The sequence below is a fragment of the Micromonospora sp. NPDC047756 genome (genome assembly GCF_055587245.1).
In genome coordinates this window covers 708,387-724,000 of the sequence record NZ_JBVJGQ010000003.1, presented here as the reverse complement: position 1 = coordinate 724,000, position 15,614 = coordinate 708,387, and the positions used below count along the sequence as shown (strand labels likewise).

14 protein-coding genes are annotated in these 15,614 nt (G+C 72.8%); 6 read left to right on the top strand and 8 right to left on the bottom strand.

Annotated elements, in window-relative coordinates; genetic code table 11:
• Positions 1-33 precede the first annotated feature (33 nt).
• Positions 34-1,098: a GNAT family N-acetyltransferase gene (locus tag ACZ6NZ_RS12700; RefSeq protein ID WP_465858343.1), complete on the top strand. Its 1,065-nt coding sequence runs from the start codon at positions 34-36 to the stop codon at positions 1,096-1,098.
• A gap of 10 nt (positions 1,099-1,108) precedes the next feature.
• Here ACZ6NZ_RS12700 and ACZ6NZ_RS12695 read toward each other — a convergent pair whose 3' ends face one another.
• On the bottom strand, positions 1,109-1,387 hold the full coding sequence (locus ACZ6NZ_RS12695; RefSeq protein ID WP_465858341.1) for a VOC family protein: 279 nt from the start codon (positions 1,385-1,387) through the stop codon (positions 1,109-1,111).
• A gap of 213 nt (positions 1,388-1,600) precedes the next feature.
• Here ACZ6NZ_RS12695 and ACZ6NZ_RS12690 point away from each other — a divergent pair, with 213 nt between their 5' ends.
• Positions 1,601-4,531 (top strand): glycoside hydrolase family 9 protein, encoded by a 2,931-nt coding sequence (locus tag ACZ6NZ_RS12690; protein WP_465858339.1) that lies wholly within the window; start codon positions 1,601-1,603, stop codon positions 4,529-4,531.
• 68 nt (positions 4,532-4,599) lie between these two features.
• On the opposite strand, the gene ACZ6NZ_RS12685 is transcribed toward ACZ6NZ_RS12690, so the two are convergent.
• The 4 genes from ACZ6NZ_RS12685 to bioB all read right to left on the bottom strand — a co-directional run bounded on the left by ACZ6NZ_RS12685 (position 4,600) and on the right by bioB (position 8,536).
• Positions 4,600-6,753 carry an acyltransferase family protein gene (locus ACZ6NZ_RS12685; RefSeq protein WP_465858337.1) on the bottom strand — a complete coding sequence of 718 codons (2,154 nt, stop codon included), beginning with the start codon at positions 6,751-6,753 and terminating at the stop codon, positions 4,600-4,602.
• Positions 6,754-6,831: 78 nt separating this feature from the next.
• Positions 6,832-7,338 (bottom strand): GNAT family N-acetyltransferase, encoded by a 507-nt coding sequence (locus tag ACZ6NZ_RS12680; protein WP_355007074.1) that lies wholly within the window; start codon positions 7,336-7,338, stop codon positions 6,832-6,834.
• Positions 7,339-7,343: 5 nt separating this feature from the next.
• Complete coding sequence (gene bsaP, locus ACZ6NZ_RS12675) at positions 7,344-7,535, bottom strand: biotin synthase auxiliary protein BsaP (protein ID WP_465858335.1); 192 nt, start codon at positions 7,533-7,535, stop codon at positions 7,344-7,346.
• A gap of 5 nt (positions 7,536-7,540) precedes the next feature.
• Positions 7,541-8,536 (bottom strand): biotin synthase BioB, encoded by a 996-nt coding sequence (bioB, locus tag ACZ6NZ_RS12670; RefSeq protein ID WP_269680392.1) that lies wholly within the window; start codon positions 8,534-8,536, stop codon positions 7,541-7,543.
• A 156-nt stretch (positions 8,537-8,692) separates the two neighbouring features.
• Here bioB and ACZ6NZ_RS12665 point away from each other — a divergent pair, with 156 nt between their 5' ends.
• The 4 genes from ACZ6NZ_RS12665 to ACZ6NZ_RS12650 all read left to right on the top strand — a co-directional run bounded on the left by ACZ6NZ_RS12665 (position 8,693) and on the right by ACZ6NZ_RS12650 (position 12,913).
• A complete protein-coding gene (locus tag ACZ6NZ_RS12665) occupies positions 8,693-9,829 on the top strand; it encodes an 8-amino-7-oxononanoate synthase (RefSeq protein WP_465858332.1) in 1,137 nt (378 codons plus the stop codon).
• Positions 9,830-9,905: 76 nt separating this feature from the next.
• The gene (gene bioD / locus ACZ6NZ_RS12660; RefSeq protein ID WP_465858426.1) at positions 9,906-10,610 is read left to right on the top strand and encodes a dethiobiotin synthase; all 705 of its coding nucleotides are present in this window, start codon (positions 9,906-9,908) and stop codon (positions 10,608-10,610) included.
• Between the two features lie 54 nt (positions 10,611-10,664).
• Positions 10,665-12,236 carry a sensor histidine kinase gene (locus tag ACZ6NZ_RS12655; protein WP_465858330.1) on the top strand — a complete coding sequence of 524 codons (1,572 nt, stop codon included), beginning with the start codon at positions 10,665-10,667 and terminating at the stop codon, positions 12,234-12,236.
• Positions 12,236-12,913, top strand: a complete 678-nt coding sequence (locus ACZ6NZ_RS12650; protein ID WP_366607283.1) for a response regulator transcription factor — start codon at positions 12,236-12,238, stop codon at positions 12,911-12,913. Before ACZ6NZ_RS12655 ends, ACZ6NZ_RS12650 begins: the two co-directional genes overlap by 1 nt.
• A 37-nt stretch (positions 12,914-12,950) precedes the next feature.
• On the opposite strand, the gene ACZ6NZ_RS12645 is transcribed toward ACZ6NZ_RS12650, so the two are convergent.
• The 3 genes from ACZ6NZ_RS12645 to ACZ6NZ_RS12635 form a co-directional block, all read right to left on the bottom strand.
• Positions 12,951-13,727, bottom strand: a complete 777-nt coding sequence (locus tag ACZ6NZ_RS12645) for an ABC transporter permease (RefSeq protein ID WP_465858328.1) — start codon at positions 13,725-13,727, stop codon at positions 12,951-12,953.
• Positions 13,724-14,656, bottom strand: coding sequence for an ABC transporter ATP-binding protein (locus ACZ6NZ_RS12640; protein ID WP_465858326.1), 933 nt, complete (start codon positions 14,654-14,656; stop codon positions 13,724-13,726). The genes ACZ6NZ_RS12645 and ACZ6NZ_RS12640 overlap by 4 nt, the downstream gene beginning before the upstream one ends.
• An 89-nt stretch (positions 14,657-14,745) precedes the next feature.
• The gene (locus tag ACZ6NZ_RS12635; protein WP_465858324.1) at positions 14,746-15,594 is read right to left on the bottom strand and encodes a polysaccharide deacetylase family protein; all 849 of its coding nucleotides are present in this window, start codon (positions 15,592-15,594) and stop codon (positions 14,746-14,748) included.
• Between the last annotated feature and the right edge of the window lie 20 nt (positions 15,595-15,614).

Sequence of the window (15,614 nt, the reverse complement as noted above, 5' to 3'; positions counted from 1 at the left end):
GGGTGAGGCTCTTACCGGGGAAGGGAGCCAACCATGACGTTGTGGCGGATCCGAGCGACGGTGGACGACCGACCGGGTTACCTGTCGGTGCTCACGGCAAGCCTCGCGCTGCGTGGGGTCAACATCCTCACCGTGCAGGTGCAGCCCACCGAGCAGGGTGCGGTGGACGATTTCCTGGTCGACGCGCCGGATGCGCTCGACGAGGCTGAGCTGATCGCCGCCGTCGAGCGGGGTCGCGGCCGGGACTGCTGGGTGGCGCGCAGCGAGGCGCGTGGTCTGGCCGACCAGCCCACCCGGGTGCTCGGGCTGGCCAACCGGCTGGTGCGCGACCCGGATGCGACGGGCGAGGCGTTGCGGACCCTGCTCGCCGCCGACGTCGTCAGCTGGCGGCCGGCGTCGGTCGGCGGCGAACGGGGGATCACCGGGGCCAGCATGGTGTTGGCGGACCCGGCGGGTGGCTCGTTCGCGCTGCGCCGGGCCGCCCCCGACTTCACCCCGGCGGAGTACGCGCGGGCGCAGGCCCTCGTCGAGTTGGCCGCCACGGTGGCGCGTCGGGCGGCCGAACAGGTGACCGTGGTGCTGCCCGACGGCGCGGAGGCGGCCGTCCGGCCGGCCGGCGTCCACGATCTGCCCGGCGTGGTGGAGCTGCACGAGGCGTGCTCGCCGGGTAGCCGGCAGCGGCGTTACCTGGGCGGGGCGGCGCTGCCGCAGCCGGCCCGCATGCGTCGACTGCTGGAGCCGAGCCGCGGGCTGACGCTGATCGCCAGCACCACCGGCTCCGACGGCGTGACCGAGTCGGTGGTCGCCATGGCGAACCTGCTCGGCGAGGGCGACGAGGCGGAGGTGGCGCTGCTGGTGCGCGACGACTGGCAGCGGCGTGGGCTCGGCTCGGCGTTGCTGCGCCGGGTGGTCCAGCACGCCGACCGCTGCGGGTACGCGGCGCTGGTGCTGCACGTGCAGGCCACGAACGACCCGATGCTGCGGACGCTGCACCGGCTGGGCCGGCCCACCGATGTGGAACGCGACGGAGGGCTGCTCACCCTCACCGTCGCGCTCGCCGTTCCCGCCGGGGCGGACCGCACGGGCGCGTTCGCCTAGGGCTCTACGCTCACGGCTCGGGCGGCGCGCGGTGGCCCGAGACGCAGAACCGGTTGCCCTCCGGGTCGGCGAGCACCACGTACGGCGGCTCGGTCGGGTGTGGGTCGGTGGGGTAGTCCCGCCAGTCGACGATCCGCGCGCCGAGGGCCAGCAACCGGTCGAGTTCCTCGTCGAGGGGTCGGTCGTCGGCGTCCAGATCCAGGTGGAGCCGGGGGAACTCCCGCACGGGGCTCTCGCTGAGGTCCATCGCGAGGGCTGCGCCCGACACACCGGGTGGCGGTTCCAGCACGATCCACTCGTCGCCGGTGAATCGGGGCTCGCGCCCCCGCCCTCATCGGCAGGCTTCCCAACCGGCGACCCGCCCATTACATTGTCGGTTATCCATGGGAGCGCTTCCATGCCCGTGGTCACACCGCCACCCCGCTGTCGCCGGTGGCCGTGCCGCCCGTACGCCGTCCCGCGTCGGTGCGACCGCCGGCGGCGCCTCCGACAGGAGTCCGCCATGCGCCACCTGACCCGGCCGTTCAGCGGCCAGCCCGGCCGGTCGCCGGTCGCCGACCAGCCCTGGCCGCGGCGGCTGCTGGCCCTCGGCGTCGCGCTGCTCACCGGCGCGTCCCTCGCGGTGACCGCGCCACCGTCCGGGCCCGCCACCGCCGCCTCGGCGGCCAAGCCCGCGTCCGCCGCGCCGGCGGCCACCTACAACTACGCCGAGGCGTTGCAGAAGTCGCTGCTCTTCTACGAGGCGCAGCAGTCCGGGCGGCTGCCCGACTGGAACCGGGTCTCCTGGCGCGGCGACAGCGCGCTCACCGACGGGGCTGGCACGGGGGTGGACCTCACCGGCGGCTGGTACGACGCCGGCGACCACGTCAAGTTCGGTTTCCCGATGGCGTTCAGCGCCACGATGCTCGCCTGGGGCGCGGTCGAGTACCGCAGTGGTTACACCTCGTCCGGGCAACTGCCGCACCTGCTCAACAACCTGCGCTTCGTCAACGACTACTTTATCAAGGCGCACCCGTCGGCCAACGTCCTCTATGGACAGGTCGGCAAGGGCGACGACGACCACAAGTGGTGGGGTCCGGCCGAGGTGATGCAGATGGCGCGTCCCGCGTACAAGATCGATGCGAGCTGTGGCGGCGCGGACCTGGCCGGGGAGACGGCCGCCGCGATGGCCGCCTCCTCGATGGTGTTCCGCCCCACCGACGCGGCCTACGCCGACAAGCTGCTCGGCCACGCCCGGCAGCTCTACACCTTCGCCGACACGGTGCGGAAGGCCTACCACGAGTGCATCACCGACGCCACGAGCTTCTACCGCTCGTGGAGCGGCTGGCAGGACGAGCTGGTCTGGGCCGCGATCTGGCTGCACCGGGCCACCGGCGAGGCCAGCTACCTGGCCAAGGCCGAGAGTGAGTACGACAAGCTCGGCACCGAGAACCAGAGCACCACCCGCTCCTACAAGTGGACCATCGCCTGGGACAACAAGCAGTTCGGCGCGTACGTGCTGCTGGCCAACCTGACCGGCAAGCAGAAGTACGTCGACGACGCCAACCGGTGGCTGGACTACTGGACCGTCGGGGTGAACGGGCAGCGGGTTCCGTACTCGCCCGGCGGGATGGCGGTCCTCGACTCCTGGGGTGCGCTGCGCTATGCCGCGAACACCTCCTTCGCCGCGCTGGTCTACAGCGACAAGACCACCGACACCACCCGCAAGGCGCGCTACCACGACTTCGCGGTGCGGCAGATCAACTACGCGCTCGGCGACAACCCGCGCAACTCCAGCTACGTCATCGGGTTCGGCGTCAACGCACCGAAGAACCCGCACCACCGCACCGCGCACGGCTCCTGGTGGGACAGCCAGACCGTGCCGGTGGAGACCCGGCACACCCTCTACGGTGCGCTGGTCGGCGGCCCGTCCTCGGCCAACGACGCGTACAGCGACAGCCGGTCGGACTACGTGATGAACGAGGTGGCCACCGACTACAACGCGGGCTTCACGTCCGCGCTGGTCCGGCTGACCTCCGAGTACGGCGGCACGCCGCTGGCGAACTTCCCGGTCGCCGAGACGCCGGACATCGACGAGCTGACCGTGGAGACCACGGTGACGCAGGCCGAACCGCGCGCCACCGGGCTCAAGGTGATGGTCTACAACAAGTCCGCGTTCCCGGCCCGCGCGCTGACCGACGGCCGGTTCCGGTACTACTTCCGGCCCGACGGCACCGGCCCGGTGCAGGTCACCGCCGGCTATACCCAGGGCTGCCCGTCCCCGACCACCGCCAAGCAGTTCAGCGGCGACATCTGGTACGTCGAGGTGGACTGCGCCGGGTACACCATCGCTCCGGCGGGTCAGTCGCAGCACCGGATGGAGGTCCAGTTCAAGGTCGGCGTGCCGGAGGGCGGCACCTGGGACCCGACCAACGACCCGTCGTACCAGGCCGCGGCCGGGCCGAACCGGAAGGTCCCGCTCTACTCCGGCACCACCCGGGTGTGGGGTGAGGAGCCGGGTCCGGTGGTGCCGGACACCACCGCGCCGACCGTTCCGGGCACCCCGGTGGCGTCCAACCTCGGACCCCGCACCGTCACCCTGACCTGGGCGCCGTCGACCGACAGCGGCGGCAGCGGCCTGGCCGGCTACGACGTCCGCGAGGTCCAGGTCAACAGCGACACGGTCCTGGTCCGGCCGGTCACCGGCACGACGGTGACCATCACGACGCTGCTGCCAGCGACGTCGTACGAGTTCACCGTCGTGGCCCGCGACGGGGCCGGCAACACGTCGGCCGCCTCGCCGAAGCTCACGGTGACCACGCCGCCGGCCGGCACCGCCGACACCACGGCGCCGAGCACCCCCGGCACGCCGGTCGCCTCGGCCGTCACCGCCACCGGGCTCACCCTGGCCTGGACCCCGTCGACCGACAACGTGGGCGTCACCGGTTACCGGGTCTACCGCGAGGCCGGCGCCACCGACGTGCTTGTCGGCTCGCCGACCGGCAGCACCCAGGCGGTGTCCGGGTTGACCGCCTCCACGGCGTACCAGTTCTACGTGGTCGCGGTGGACGCGGCGGGCAACACCTCCGCGGCGTCCACGCCGGTCGCGGTGACCACGGCGGCCCCGCCGGTCGGTGGCACCTGCACGGTGGGGTACGCCACCACCGACTGGGGCAGCGGCTTCACCGCCAACGTGTCGATCACCAACACCGGCACCACCGCGATCAACGGCTGGACCCTTCGGTTCAGCTTCCCCGGCGGGCAGAGCGTCAGCCAGGGCTGGTCGGCGGCGATCAGCCAGAGCGGCGCGGCGGTCACCGCCACGAACCTGTCCTACAACGGCACGATCGCGGCCGGCGCGTCGGTGAGCTTCGGCTTCAACGGCACGTACAGCGGCGCCAACCCGAAGCCGACCGCCTTCACCGTCAACAACACCACCTGCGCCATCGCCTGACCGGCACCGCGCACGAGATCGTGGACAGTTGCCGCCCCGCGCGGACGGCAACTGTTCACGATCTGCTCTCACGGCAGGTGTTCCGCCGCGAGGTGACGCAACCGGTCGTGCAGCCGTGGGGCGAGGCTGCGGGCGTACGTGGCGGTCAGGTGGTGCGCGTCCCGGTAGACGAGCAGCCCGTCGATCACCGCGGGGCACGGTTCGGTGGGGCAGATGGCGTCGTTGAGGTCGGCCAGGCGTACGCCGGGCACCGCCGCCGCGGCGCGCTCCTGCGGGATGCCCCAGGTGAGCGCGCGCTGCCGGGGCTGCGCGCAGGCGGTGAGCCGCTCGCGATGGGCCGAGACGCATTCGGCGATGTCCACGGTGAACGACGGGGTGTCCCGGATGACCACCAGCGGCAGCCCGGCCCCGGTCATCTCCGACCAGGTCTGCGACAGCGCGGCCGTCTGCGCGTCGGTCGTCGCCGGGCCCGGTGGCGGTGGGCTGCCGTCCACCAGCGGAATCTGGGTCACGCTGGAGACGATGAGCAGCCGGGGCCGCCGCTCACCGGTGAGGGCGGTTCGTAGATTGCGGTTCCATTCCGTGCAGCTGTGGTCCGGCCGGCCGGCGATGCCGATCGGCACGGTCAGGAAGGAACACGTCGTCTTGATGTAGGTGACCAGCCGCCAGCCGCGCTGCGCCGCGATGACCTGGAGGGCCGGCACCCAGTGCGCCGCGTGTGAGTCACCGGCCAGGGCCACCTCGACCGGCGAATCCCGGTCGCCGTAGGTGCAGCTGCGCAGGCTCGCCTCCTGTGCCTGGGTGACGCAGTCGTCCCGGTAGACGTCGGGCAGGTCGTCGCGGGCTTCGAGCGGATCGGGTGTGATGCGGGCGAACCGGTCCACCGGTGCCGCTGCCCGCGCGCCCCCGGGTGACGCGACCGGCGCGGCGGCCCCGGCCAGGGGTGCCTGGCCCGGGACCGGTGGCCGGACCGCCAGTTGCAGTCCGATTCCGGTGAGGACCGTGACGCTGGTGGCGGCCAGTCCCATCCGCAGCACGCGGGCCCTGGAGAACTGTGCGTACCGGAACGGGTTCTCCACCAGGTGGTAGGTCAGCACCGCCGGGACGGCCGAACAGAGGATCATCGCGAGGCCGGCGGTGGTGCCCAGCGGTCCCCAGCGGGCTTCCGCCACCACCAGCAGGGGCCAGTGCCACATATACCACGAGTACGACACGGCGCCGATCGCGCGCGTCGGCCGTCTGTTGAGCAGGAGGGCGGGCCCGTAGCGTCCGGCGCCGGGCCCGGCCGCGATGATCGCCACCGCGCCGAGGGTGGGGAGCAGTGCCAGATATCCCGGGTAGGCAGCCGTCTCCGGTCGGATCAGCGTCGCGGCGAGGGCGACAGTGGCCATCCCGGCCCAACCGAGTGCGATCGCGGCGGGACGCGGTAACCGGGACAGGTGTCCACCCAGGATCGCCAGTCCACCGCCCAGCGCCAGCTCCCACATCCGGGTGGTGGTGACGAGGTACGCCCGCGCCGGCTCGGTCTGGCTGAGGTGAATCGACCAGGCCAGCGACGGGATGCCGACCAGGGCGAAGGCGGCGAGCAGCCACGGGGACATCCGGTCGCCGAGGAACGGTCTGCGGTGTCGGCCCGGCCGACCGCCCGAGATCGGACGCCGCGCGTCGGTGTGCCGGGACGTGCGCCGCGAAACGTGAAGGGCGACGACGAGCAGGAGCAGCGGCCACACCAGGTAGAACTGCTCTTCCACGGCGAGCGACCAGAAGTGCTGGAGGATGCTGGGAGCCTCCTCGGAGCGCAGGTAGTCGGTCGACTGCTCCACCAGACGCCAGTTCATCGCGTACGCGGCGCTGGCCAGCGCGTCCCGGGCGGTTCCCGACCACCGGATCGGGGGCAGGAACAGATAGGTGAGCAGGAGGCTCGCCACCAGGACGACGGTGGCGGCCGGCAGCAACCGTTTGGCGCGTCGGGCGTAGAAGTCGACGATGCGGATTCGGCCGGTCCGGCGGATCTCGTCGACGAGGAGCCCGGTGATCAGAAAGCCGGAGATCACGAAGAAGACGTCGACGGCGACGAACCCGGCGGGGAGCGCGGAGATGCCCGCGTGCCCGACCAGCACCAGCGCCAGCGCGAGCCCACGCAGCCCTTCGATGTCGCCCCGGAACCGGCCCGCGAGGATCGGGCCGGCGCTCGCGTCCGACCCCCTCGTCTCCACCCTCATTCAAGGCACGATAAGCCTGATACGGGCGTTAGGGGATAAATGCCGCAAATGGGCTGACCCTTGCGTGCGGGCTCCCGTTCACTCCACCAGGTCGTCGGCGAGCAGATCCATCAACAGGCCGTCGTGCCAGCGGCCGTCCGCACCGCGCTCGTAGCGCCGCAGCACCCCCACCGGGCGAAAACCAACCTTCGCGTACGCCCGGATGGCGGCGCTGTTCGCCGCGGCCGGGTCGATGGTGAAACGGTGGTGGCCGTACTCGTCGATCAGGTGTCGGGCCAGGGTGCGGATGGCGTCACCACCGAGGCCGGCGCCGCGCTCCGCCGGGTCGAGGAAGACGTCCAGGCTGGCGTGCCGGTAGTCCGGGTCAGCCTCGGCGTACCACTGGATCGCCCCGACCACCCGACCGTCGTGTTCGATCGCGTAGACGTGCAGGTCGTCGTCGGCGAGATCGGCGCGCACGGAGTCGGCCAGGTCGTCGCCGCCCCGCCACCACCGGCGTACCTCCGGGTCGGCCCGGATCGCGGCGAGGGCCGGCACGTCCGCGACCGTCGCCGGTCGTAGTGTCACCGCCCGCCCTCGCAACATCCGGCTCAGCCTCGCATCTCGCCGTGCTCGACGCAGACCGCCGCCCAGCCCACCGGCAGCACCTGAACCTTCATCCGGCGACGGCAGCGGGGGCAGAACCGGGGCGGCTCCAACTGGCGGGCGGACGCGCAGGCCGGGTGGACGGTGGCCGTCGCCGGCTCACCGCACCTGTCGCACCACAGCTCCGTCGTCGTCATCGTCGTCACAGCGTGGCGGAGAGCGCCTTGACCGGCATCTTCAACTCGTCCAGAAGCTCCAGGTCGGCCGTCGCCGGTCGACCCAGCGTGGTCAGGTAGTTGCCGACGATCACCGCGTTGATGCCGCCGAGCAGGCCGTCACGGGTGCCGAGGTCGCCGAGGGTGATCTCACGGCCACCGGCGTACCGGAGGATGGTGCGCGGCATGGCCAGCCGGAACGCGGCGATGGCCCGCAGCGCGTCCTTGCCCTCCACCACCGGACGGTCACCGAGCGGCGTGCCGGGACGCGGGTTCAGGAAGTTGAGCGGCACCTCGTGCGGGTTCAGCTCGGCGAGCTGCGCGGCGAACTCGGCCCGCTGCTCGACGGTCTCACCGAGGCCGAGGATGCCACCACAGCACACCTCCATGCCGGAGTCGCGAACCATCCGCAGCGTCTCCCAGCGCTCCTCCCACGAGTGCGTGGTGACCACGTTGGGGAAGTACGACCTGCAGGTCTCCAGATTGTGGTTGTAGCGGTGCACACCCATGTCGACCAGGTCGTCGACCTGCTCCTTGGTGAGCATGCCCAGCGACGCGGCGACCTGGATGTCGACAGCCGCCTTGATGGCGGCGACGCCCTCGCGCATCTGCTTCATCAGCCGGGCGTCCGGACCGCGGACCGCGGCGACGATGCAGAACTCGGTCGCCCCGGTCGCGGCGGTCTGCTTCGCCGCCTCGACCAGCGACGGGATGTCCAGCCAGACCGAGCGCACCGGCGAGGTGAACAGGCCCGACTGCGAGCAGAAGTGGCAGTCCTCCGGGCAGCCGCCGGTCTTGAGCGAGACGATGCCCTCGACCTCGACCTCCGGGCCGCACCAGCGCATCCGCACGTCGTGAGCGAGCTGGAGGGCGGCGGGCAGGTGCTCGTCGGGCAGGTTCAGCACGGCGAGGATGCCGGCCTGATCGAGGCCGACACCGTCACCCAGGACCTGGGTCCGGGCCTGGTCGAGGATCTCTGGCATGGCTCGTACCCTACAAGGCTCTCCGATCAGCCTGAATGACCTGGCGGCCCGTCGGTGCCCCGCACCGAGTGGAATCGTCGGGCCGATGGCGGCGGGTGGTAATTTCGCCCGGCGGGTGTCGGGCTGACCGGCACACACGGCGGGGGGAGGGTGACGGTGGCGGACTGGCTGGCGGCGCTCGACCGCCGCGCGGAGCTGCGGGCGAAGGCCGGGCTCACCCGGCGACTGCATCCGCGTCCGGCCGACGATCAGATGACCGATCTGGCCGGCAACGACTACCTCGGCCTGGCCACCCACCCGGACGTCGTCGCCGCGGCCACGGCGGCCCTCTCGGCGTACGGGCTGGGGGCTACCGGGTCGCGCCTGGTCCGGGGCTCCACCGACGCGCACCAGGCGCTGGAGGAGGACCTGGCCCGCTGGCTGGGCACCGACGGCGCCCTGGTCTTCTCCTCCGGCTACCTCGCCAACCTCGGCGCGCTGCGGGCGCTCGTTAAACCTCGGACGCTGCTGGTCTCCGACGCGCACAACCACGCGTCGCTGATCGACGGCTGCCGCATCTCCGGTGCGCAGACGGTGGTCACCCCGCACGCCGACGTCGACGCGGTGGCCGCCGCGCTCGCGGCCGCTCCCGGCCGCCCGGCGGTGGTGGTGACGGAGTCGGTCTTCTCCGTCGACGGTGACCTCGCCCCGCTGGCTCGGCTGCACGCGGTGGCCCGCCGTCACGGAGCGCTGCTGCTGGTCGACGACGCGCACGCGCTGGGTCTGACCGGTCCGGCCGGCGCGGGCGCGGTGGCGGCCACCGGGCTGGCGGGCGAGCCGGACGTGGTGGTCACCGCCACCCTGTCCAAGGCGCTCGGTGGCGCGGGTGGCGTTGTCGCCGGCCCGGCCGAGTTCGTCCGGCACCTGGTCGAGACGGGGCGCACGTTCATCTTCGACACGGCACTGCCGCCGGCGGTCGCCGCCGGCGTGCACGCGGCGCTGCGGCTCGCCCAGGCCGGCGACGACCTGCGGGCCGAACTCTCCGACCGGGTGGGACTGGCGGTCGGTCGACTGCGGGCGGCCGGGCTGACCGTCTCCGCCCCGGACGCGGCGGTGATCTCGGTGACCGCCCCGGGTCCGGAGGCGGCGACCGAGTGGGCCGCGGACTGCCGGGACCGGGGTGTCGCGGTGGGCTGTTTCCGGCCGCCATCCACCCCGGACAGCCGCTCCCGCCTGCGCCTGACGGTGAGCGCGGGGGTGCCCCGGGCGGCGTTCGAGCGGGCGCTGGACGTCATCGTGGACAGCGCGCCGTGAGCGCGAGGAGTGAGCCGGGTTTGCGAGCCCCGCAGTCGCGAGCCGAGGTGGAGCCGTGACGGGCTGGGCGGGGCCGGTGCTGGTTACCGGGACGGACACCGAGGTCGGCAAGACGGTGGTGACAGCGGCGATCGCGGCCGCCGCGCAGGCCGCCGGGCTGCGGGTGGCGGTGGTCAAACCGGGCCAGACCGGTACGGCCGGCGGTGAGCCCGGCGACGTGGACGCCGTGAACCGGCTGGCCGCGCCCCTGACCGGTCGGACCCTGGCGAGCTATCCGGATCCGCTCGCCCCGTTGGCTGCGGCGCGGGTCGCCGACCTGCCGCCGTTGGAGTTGTACGCGGCGGTGGACGCCGTCCGCGCGGAGGCCGACAAGCACGACCTCGTGTTGATCGAGGGCGCGGGTGGGTTGCTGGTTCCGATGGGGCTGCGGCCGTCGGGGGAGGCGTGGACGATGGCCGACCTGGCGGTGTCGCTCGGCGCGCCGGCGGTGGTGGTCGCCCGTGCCGGGTTGGGCACGCTTAACCACACCGCGTTGACCCTGGAGGCGCTGGACCGTAGGGCGGTGCCGGCCGGTGTGGTGATCGGGGCCTGGCCGGCCCGGCCGGAGCTGGTGCACTGGACGAACCTCACCGACCTGGTGCCGAATCTGCTCGGCGCGCTGCCGGACGGCGCGGGCGCGATGGACCCGGGCGTGTTCCGGCGGTCCGCGCCGGGTTGGCTCACTCCGGCCCTGCACGGGGTGCTGGACGACTGGCGGGTCTGGGCCGAGGAGAGCGGCTGAACACCTGACTTTCGTCGGTGTCCGCGCAGGTCGGGCGTGGGTAGCCTGACCGCCGTGCGGATCCTCGACCATTCGCCGCCGGGTTGGCTGCACCGGCGGCGTCGCCTGCTGCTGGACGTGCTGCTCTTTGCGGTGGTGGCCGCCCCGGTCGGCTACGCCGAGGTGAGCCCGCCGTATTCGCGGTACACGGTGCCGCTGTTGGTCGGCAAGCTGCTGCTGCTCGGTGTGGCGGTGGCGGCGACTCGACGTCAGCCGTTGGTCGCCCTGGTGCTCGCGGTGCTCGGGTCGTTGGCCGATGGCAACTTCGTGTTCGCCATTCCGGTCTTCAGCTATCTCGCCGGGCGGCGCAGCGCCACGGTGGGTCCGGCGATCATGGTGTTCGTGCTGATCACGGCCGGTGGCACGGCGCTCAACCTGGGGTTCCTCGGCGCGGGCGCGGCCACCTGGTTCCTGCTCGCCTCGGTGCTGCTCTTCGCCGCCGTGTTCCCCTGGTTGGTCGGCCGGTACCGCCGTCAGCAGCAGGAGTTGACCGATGCCGGTCGCCGGCACGTCGACGCGCTGACCCGCGAACAGCGGGGTGCCGCCGAGCGGATCCGGCTGCGTGAGCGGGCCCGGATCGCCGGGGAGATGCACGACTCCCTCGGTCACGACCTCAGCCTGATCGCGTTGCGCGCCGCCGCCCTGGAGGTCGCCGCCGACCTGGACGACCGGCACCGGGCCGCGGCCGGGGAGTTGCGGGCCAGCGTCTCCGCCGCCACCGAGCGACTGCACGAGATCATCGGGGTGCTCCGCGAGGAGGCTGGCGCGTCGCTGCGACCGAGCGGGGAGACGGTGGCCGATCTGGTCGACGGTGCCCGCGAGGCCGGCATGGCGGTACGGCTGGACGCCGCCCCGGCGGTCGCGGACCTACCGGCGATGACCTCTCACGCGGCGCACCGGATTGTCCGGGAGGCGCTCACCAACGCGGCCCGGTACGCGCCGGGCGCCCCGGTGGACGTGCGACTCAGCCGCGACGGTGACCGGGTCGAGGTGGCAGTCGTCAACGACGCGCCACCGGCCGGCCCGCTGCCCGCCCCGCCGTCGCAGGGCAGTGGGTTGCTCGCCCTCGCCGAGCGGGTCCGCCTCGCCGGTGGGACGCTCGACGCCGGCCGTCGGGCCGAGGGTGGGTTCGCGGTACGGGCGGTGTTGCCAGCCACCGCGACGCCGCCGGAGGCGGCCGGGTCGGTGGCCGAGGTCGGGCCGACGTCATGGTCCGAGGAACGCCCCGGCCCGGCCGAGCGGCCCGTGGATGCCGAGCGGCGGCTGCACGACGCCCGCCGGCGGGTTCGACGCAGCCTGCTGGTGGCGCTCGTCGCCCCGGTCGGTTTCGCCCTGGTGCTCTCGTTCGTCTACTACCCGGTGGCGACCGCCGGGACGGTGCTGGACCAGGCGACCTTCGACCAGCTGCGTGTCGGCGCGGCCCGGTCGGAGCTGGTCGGGCTGCCCCGGCGGCAGTTGGAACGCTCGGCGGCTGTCGGCCGGGCCGGCTGCGAGTACTACACCGACGGTAACTTTCCCCTCGCCGCGCCGACCTGGCGGCTCTGTTTCACCGATGGCCGGCTGGTCAGCAAGGAGTGGATCGCCTAGTGGAGACCCACACGACGGGGACACCGCCGATCCGGGTGGTGCTGGCCGACGACGAGGCGATGATCCGGGCCGGCGTCCGGGCCATCCTCGCCAGCGACCCGGGCATCGAGGTGGTCGCCGAGGCCGGCGACGGGCACGCGGCGGTGGAACTGGTCCGTGCCCACCGTCCCCGGGTGGCGCTGCTGGACATCCGGATGCCGCGGCTGGACGGGTTGGCCGCCGCCGCCGAGATCCGCCGGGTCGTGCCGGACACCGCGACGATCATGCTGACCACGTTCGGCGAGGACGACCACGTGGCCCGGGCGCTCGGGCACGGTGCGAGCGGTTTCCTGCTCAAGGCCGGTGACCCGCGTGAGCTGATCGCCGGTGTGCACGCGGTCGCCGACGGTGGGGCGTACCTGTCGCCGAGGGTGGCCCGTCGGGTGATCGAGCTGGGTGCCGACCGGTTGGCCCGTCGACCCGCCGCCCGCGACCGAGCGGCCGGGCTGACCGAGCGGGAGCGGGAGGTGCTGGCCCTGGTCGGGGCGGGCCTTTCCAATGCCGAGATCGCCCGGCGGCTGCACCTCGTGGAGGGCACCGTGAAGAGCTACCTGACCAGCATCTTCACCCGGCTGGACGTCCGCAACCGGGTGCAGGCGGCGATCCTGGCGTACGAGGCGGGGTTGGTCGACGGCTGAGCGGGGGCCGATCGACCCCCGCTCAGCGCGGCCCGCCTTACGCGTCGCGGCGGCGCAGTGCGGCCCGGCCCAGCACCAGTGCGGCGGCGGCCCACCCGGCCAGCAGGAGCAGCCCGACCACTGGCGGGTACGGCTCGGTGTCGCCGGCCAGGAAGTGCCCGCCGGCCACGCCGGGGAACACGTCGGCGATCCGGTTCAGCACGTCGATGTCCGGCTCCTGGAGCGACAGCGGCACGATCATCAGGGTGGCGAGGAGGACGGTGAGCGTGAGCACCGCACTGCGGAGCGCGGCGCCGAGGCCCAGGGCGAGCACACCGACCAGCGCCAGGTAGGTCGCCACCGCCACGATGTCGCCAACGGTGCCGGCGGCGGGGGCGCTGCCCCACTCGCCGAGCACCGGCCCGGCGACCAGGGCGCCGACGCCGCCGAGCAGCAGCCCGAGCACGAAGGTGACCGCCCCGGCGACGGCGGCCTTGGCCAGCAGTACGCGACCGCGGGACGGGGTGCACTGCAGCGTCGTACGGATGGTGCCGCTGGTGAACTCGGCGGTGATCGCGAGCAGGCCCAGCGCCAGCACCACGTACTGGGTCAACTCGACCGAGTCGATGAGCACGCTGCCGACGGTGACGATTCCCCGGTCGTCGGTCGGGTCGTCGTTGGTGTTGTCGTTGGCGGCGTAGATGGCCAGCTGACCGGCGCTGGCGGCCATCACCAGCAGCCCGGCCAGCGCCGTCCACCAGGTGCTCCGGACCGAGGAGAGCTTGGTCCACTCGGCGGCCACCGCGCCGTGGCGGGTGCTGGTGCTGGTGCTCATCGCGCCCCACCTCCGGTCGGGCCACCGGCGTACTCGACGCTGTCGGCGGTCAGCTCCATGAACGCCTGCTCCAGCGACGCCGCGTGTGCGCTCAGCTCGTGCAGTCGTACCCCCAGGTCGTGGGCCAGGTCGCCGACCTGGTCGGCGGTGGCGCCGGTGACGGTCAGCTCGTTGCGGTCGGCCGCCTCGACGCTCGCCCCGGCGGCCCTGAGGCGCGCGGCGAGCGCGACCAGCCCATCCGGGTGCGGGCTGCGGACCCGAACCGCGACAGTGCCGCGGGCGATCACCTCGCCGATCGGCTCGTCAGCGAGCAGTCGCCCCCGGCCGATCACCACGAGCTGGTCGGCGGTGAGCTGCATCTCGCTCATCAGGTGGCTGGACACGAAGATCGTCCGCCCCTCGTCGGCCAGCGAGCGCATCAGCTGCCGCACCCAGCGCACCCCGTCCGGGTCGAGGCCGTTCACCGGCTCGTCGAACATCAGCACCGGCGGGTCGCCGAGCAGCGCGCCGGCGATGCCGAGCCGTTGGCCCATGCCGAGTGAGAGCGTCCGACCCGGCTTGGCGGCGGCCCGCCCGTCCAGCCCGACGGTGTCCAACACCTCGTCGACCCGGCGGGCTGGGATGCCGTTGCTGTGTGCCATGGCCCGCAGGTGCGCCCGGCCGGACCGGGCCGGGTGAATGGCGCGGGCGTCGAGCAGCGCGCCCACCTCGTGCAGCGGCCGGCGCAACTCCCGGTACGCGCGCCCGCCGACCAGGGCCTGCCCGGCGGTGGGACGGTCCAGCCCGAGGATCATCCGCATGGTGGTGGACTTGCCGGCGCCGTTGGGGCCGAGAAAGCCGGTGACCCGGCCGGGCGCGACGTCGACCGTCAACGCGTCGACCGCGACCGTCGACCCGAACCGTTTCGTCAACCCACGTAATGTGATCATGCGCTGACGCTAGGCGAGCGGGCCGCCGCGCCGCCGCGCCCGAACGGCACCAGCCGTCCCTGACTTTCGTCAGGTCGGTGGCGGGATGATCACTGTACGTACTGCTCCAGCAGGGCCGGCGTGAGCCCGGCGCGGTGGATCGCCTTCAACGCCGCGAGCAGGTCGTCCATCAGCGCCGGCCGGAAGTGCATCAGCAGCACGTCGCCGGGCTGGACCACCTTCTCCGGGGTCTGGTAGCGCACCTTCCCCTCGTGGACGGTCTCGGTCCAGTGGAAGACGGCCTTCGCGCCGCAGTCGTGCGCGGCCTTCAGGGTGGTGCTGTCATGCTCACCGAACGGTGGCCGGAACAGGGTGGGCCGCTTGCCGAACAGCTCCTCCAACTTGTCGGCGGCGCCGCAGATCTCCTGCTTCTGGTAGTCGTACGACCGGCCGGCCAGCGAGTTGTGGTGGATGGTGTGGTTCTCCACGACCCCGCCCACCGCCTCGATCTGCCGGAAGTAGTCGGTGTGCTCCGCCGCCGCCGGCGAGTTGAGGAACATCGTCACCGGGATGCGCGCCTCCCAGATGAAGTCGATCACTCCCGGCGGGCGGGCCAGCCCACCGTCGTCGATGGTGATGAAGGCGACCTTCTGGTCGGTCGGCAGGCGATGCCAGAACGCGGCCGAACCGGTGGTGGGCAGCGGCACCGGTTGCGGCAGTGGCGCCTCGGGGAACGTCGGCACCTGCGACACGTACCAGGCCAGGCTCTTGAACGCGGGCTTCGCGCTCGGGGACGGCGAGGTCGAGGGGGTCGCCGCCGAGACGGACGGCGTCGGCTTTGCCGCGGCGACCTGCCGGGCGTGCGCCGGATAGCTCGGACCGACTGTGCAGGCAGTCAACGCCAGCAGGGCCAGAAGCGTTACGACGGCAGGGATCCGACGGGTGGAGGTGGCTGACACGCCCGGAAACATACCGAGCG

Excerpts from the sequence above, each read along its gene's own strand:
- ACZ6NZ_RS12700 (WP_465858343.1), top strand. The coding sequence starts at position 34 with ATGACGTTGTGGCGGATCCGAGCGACGGTGGACGACCGACCGGGTTAC.
- ACZ6NZ_RS12690 (WP_465858339.1), top strand. The coding sequence starts at position 1,601 with ATGCGCCACCTGACCCGGCCGTTCAGCGGCCAGCCCGGCCGGTCGCCG.
- ACZ6NZ_RS12685 (WP_465858337.1), bottom strand. The coding sequence starts at position 6,753 with ATGAGGGTGGAGACGAGGGGGTCGGACGCGAGCGCCGGCCCGATCCTC.
- ACZ6NZ_RS12680 (WP_355007074.1), bottom strand. The coding sequence starts at position 7,338 with ATGTTGCGAGGGCGGGCGGTGACACTACGACCGGCGACGGTCGCGGAC.
- bsaP (WP_465858335.1), bottom strand. The coding sequence starts at position 7,535 with ATGACGACGACGGAGCTGTGGTGCGACAGGTGCGGTGAGCCGGCGACG.
- bioB (WP_269680392.1), bottom strand. The coding sequence starts at position 8,536 with ATGCCAGAGATCCTCGACCAGGCCCGGACCCAGGTCCTGGGTGACGGT.
- ACZ6NZ_RS12645 (WP_465858328.1), bottom strand. The coding sequence starts at position 13,727 with ATGAGCACCAGCACCAGCACCCGCCACGGCGCGGTGGCCGCCGAGTGG.
- ACZ6NZ_RS12640 (WP_465858326.1), bottom strand. The coding sequence starts at position 14,656 with ATGATCACATTACGTGGGTTGACGAAACGGTTCGGGTCGACGGTCGCG.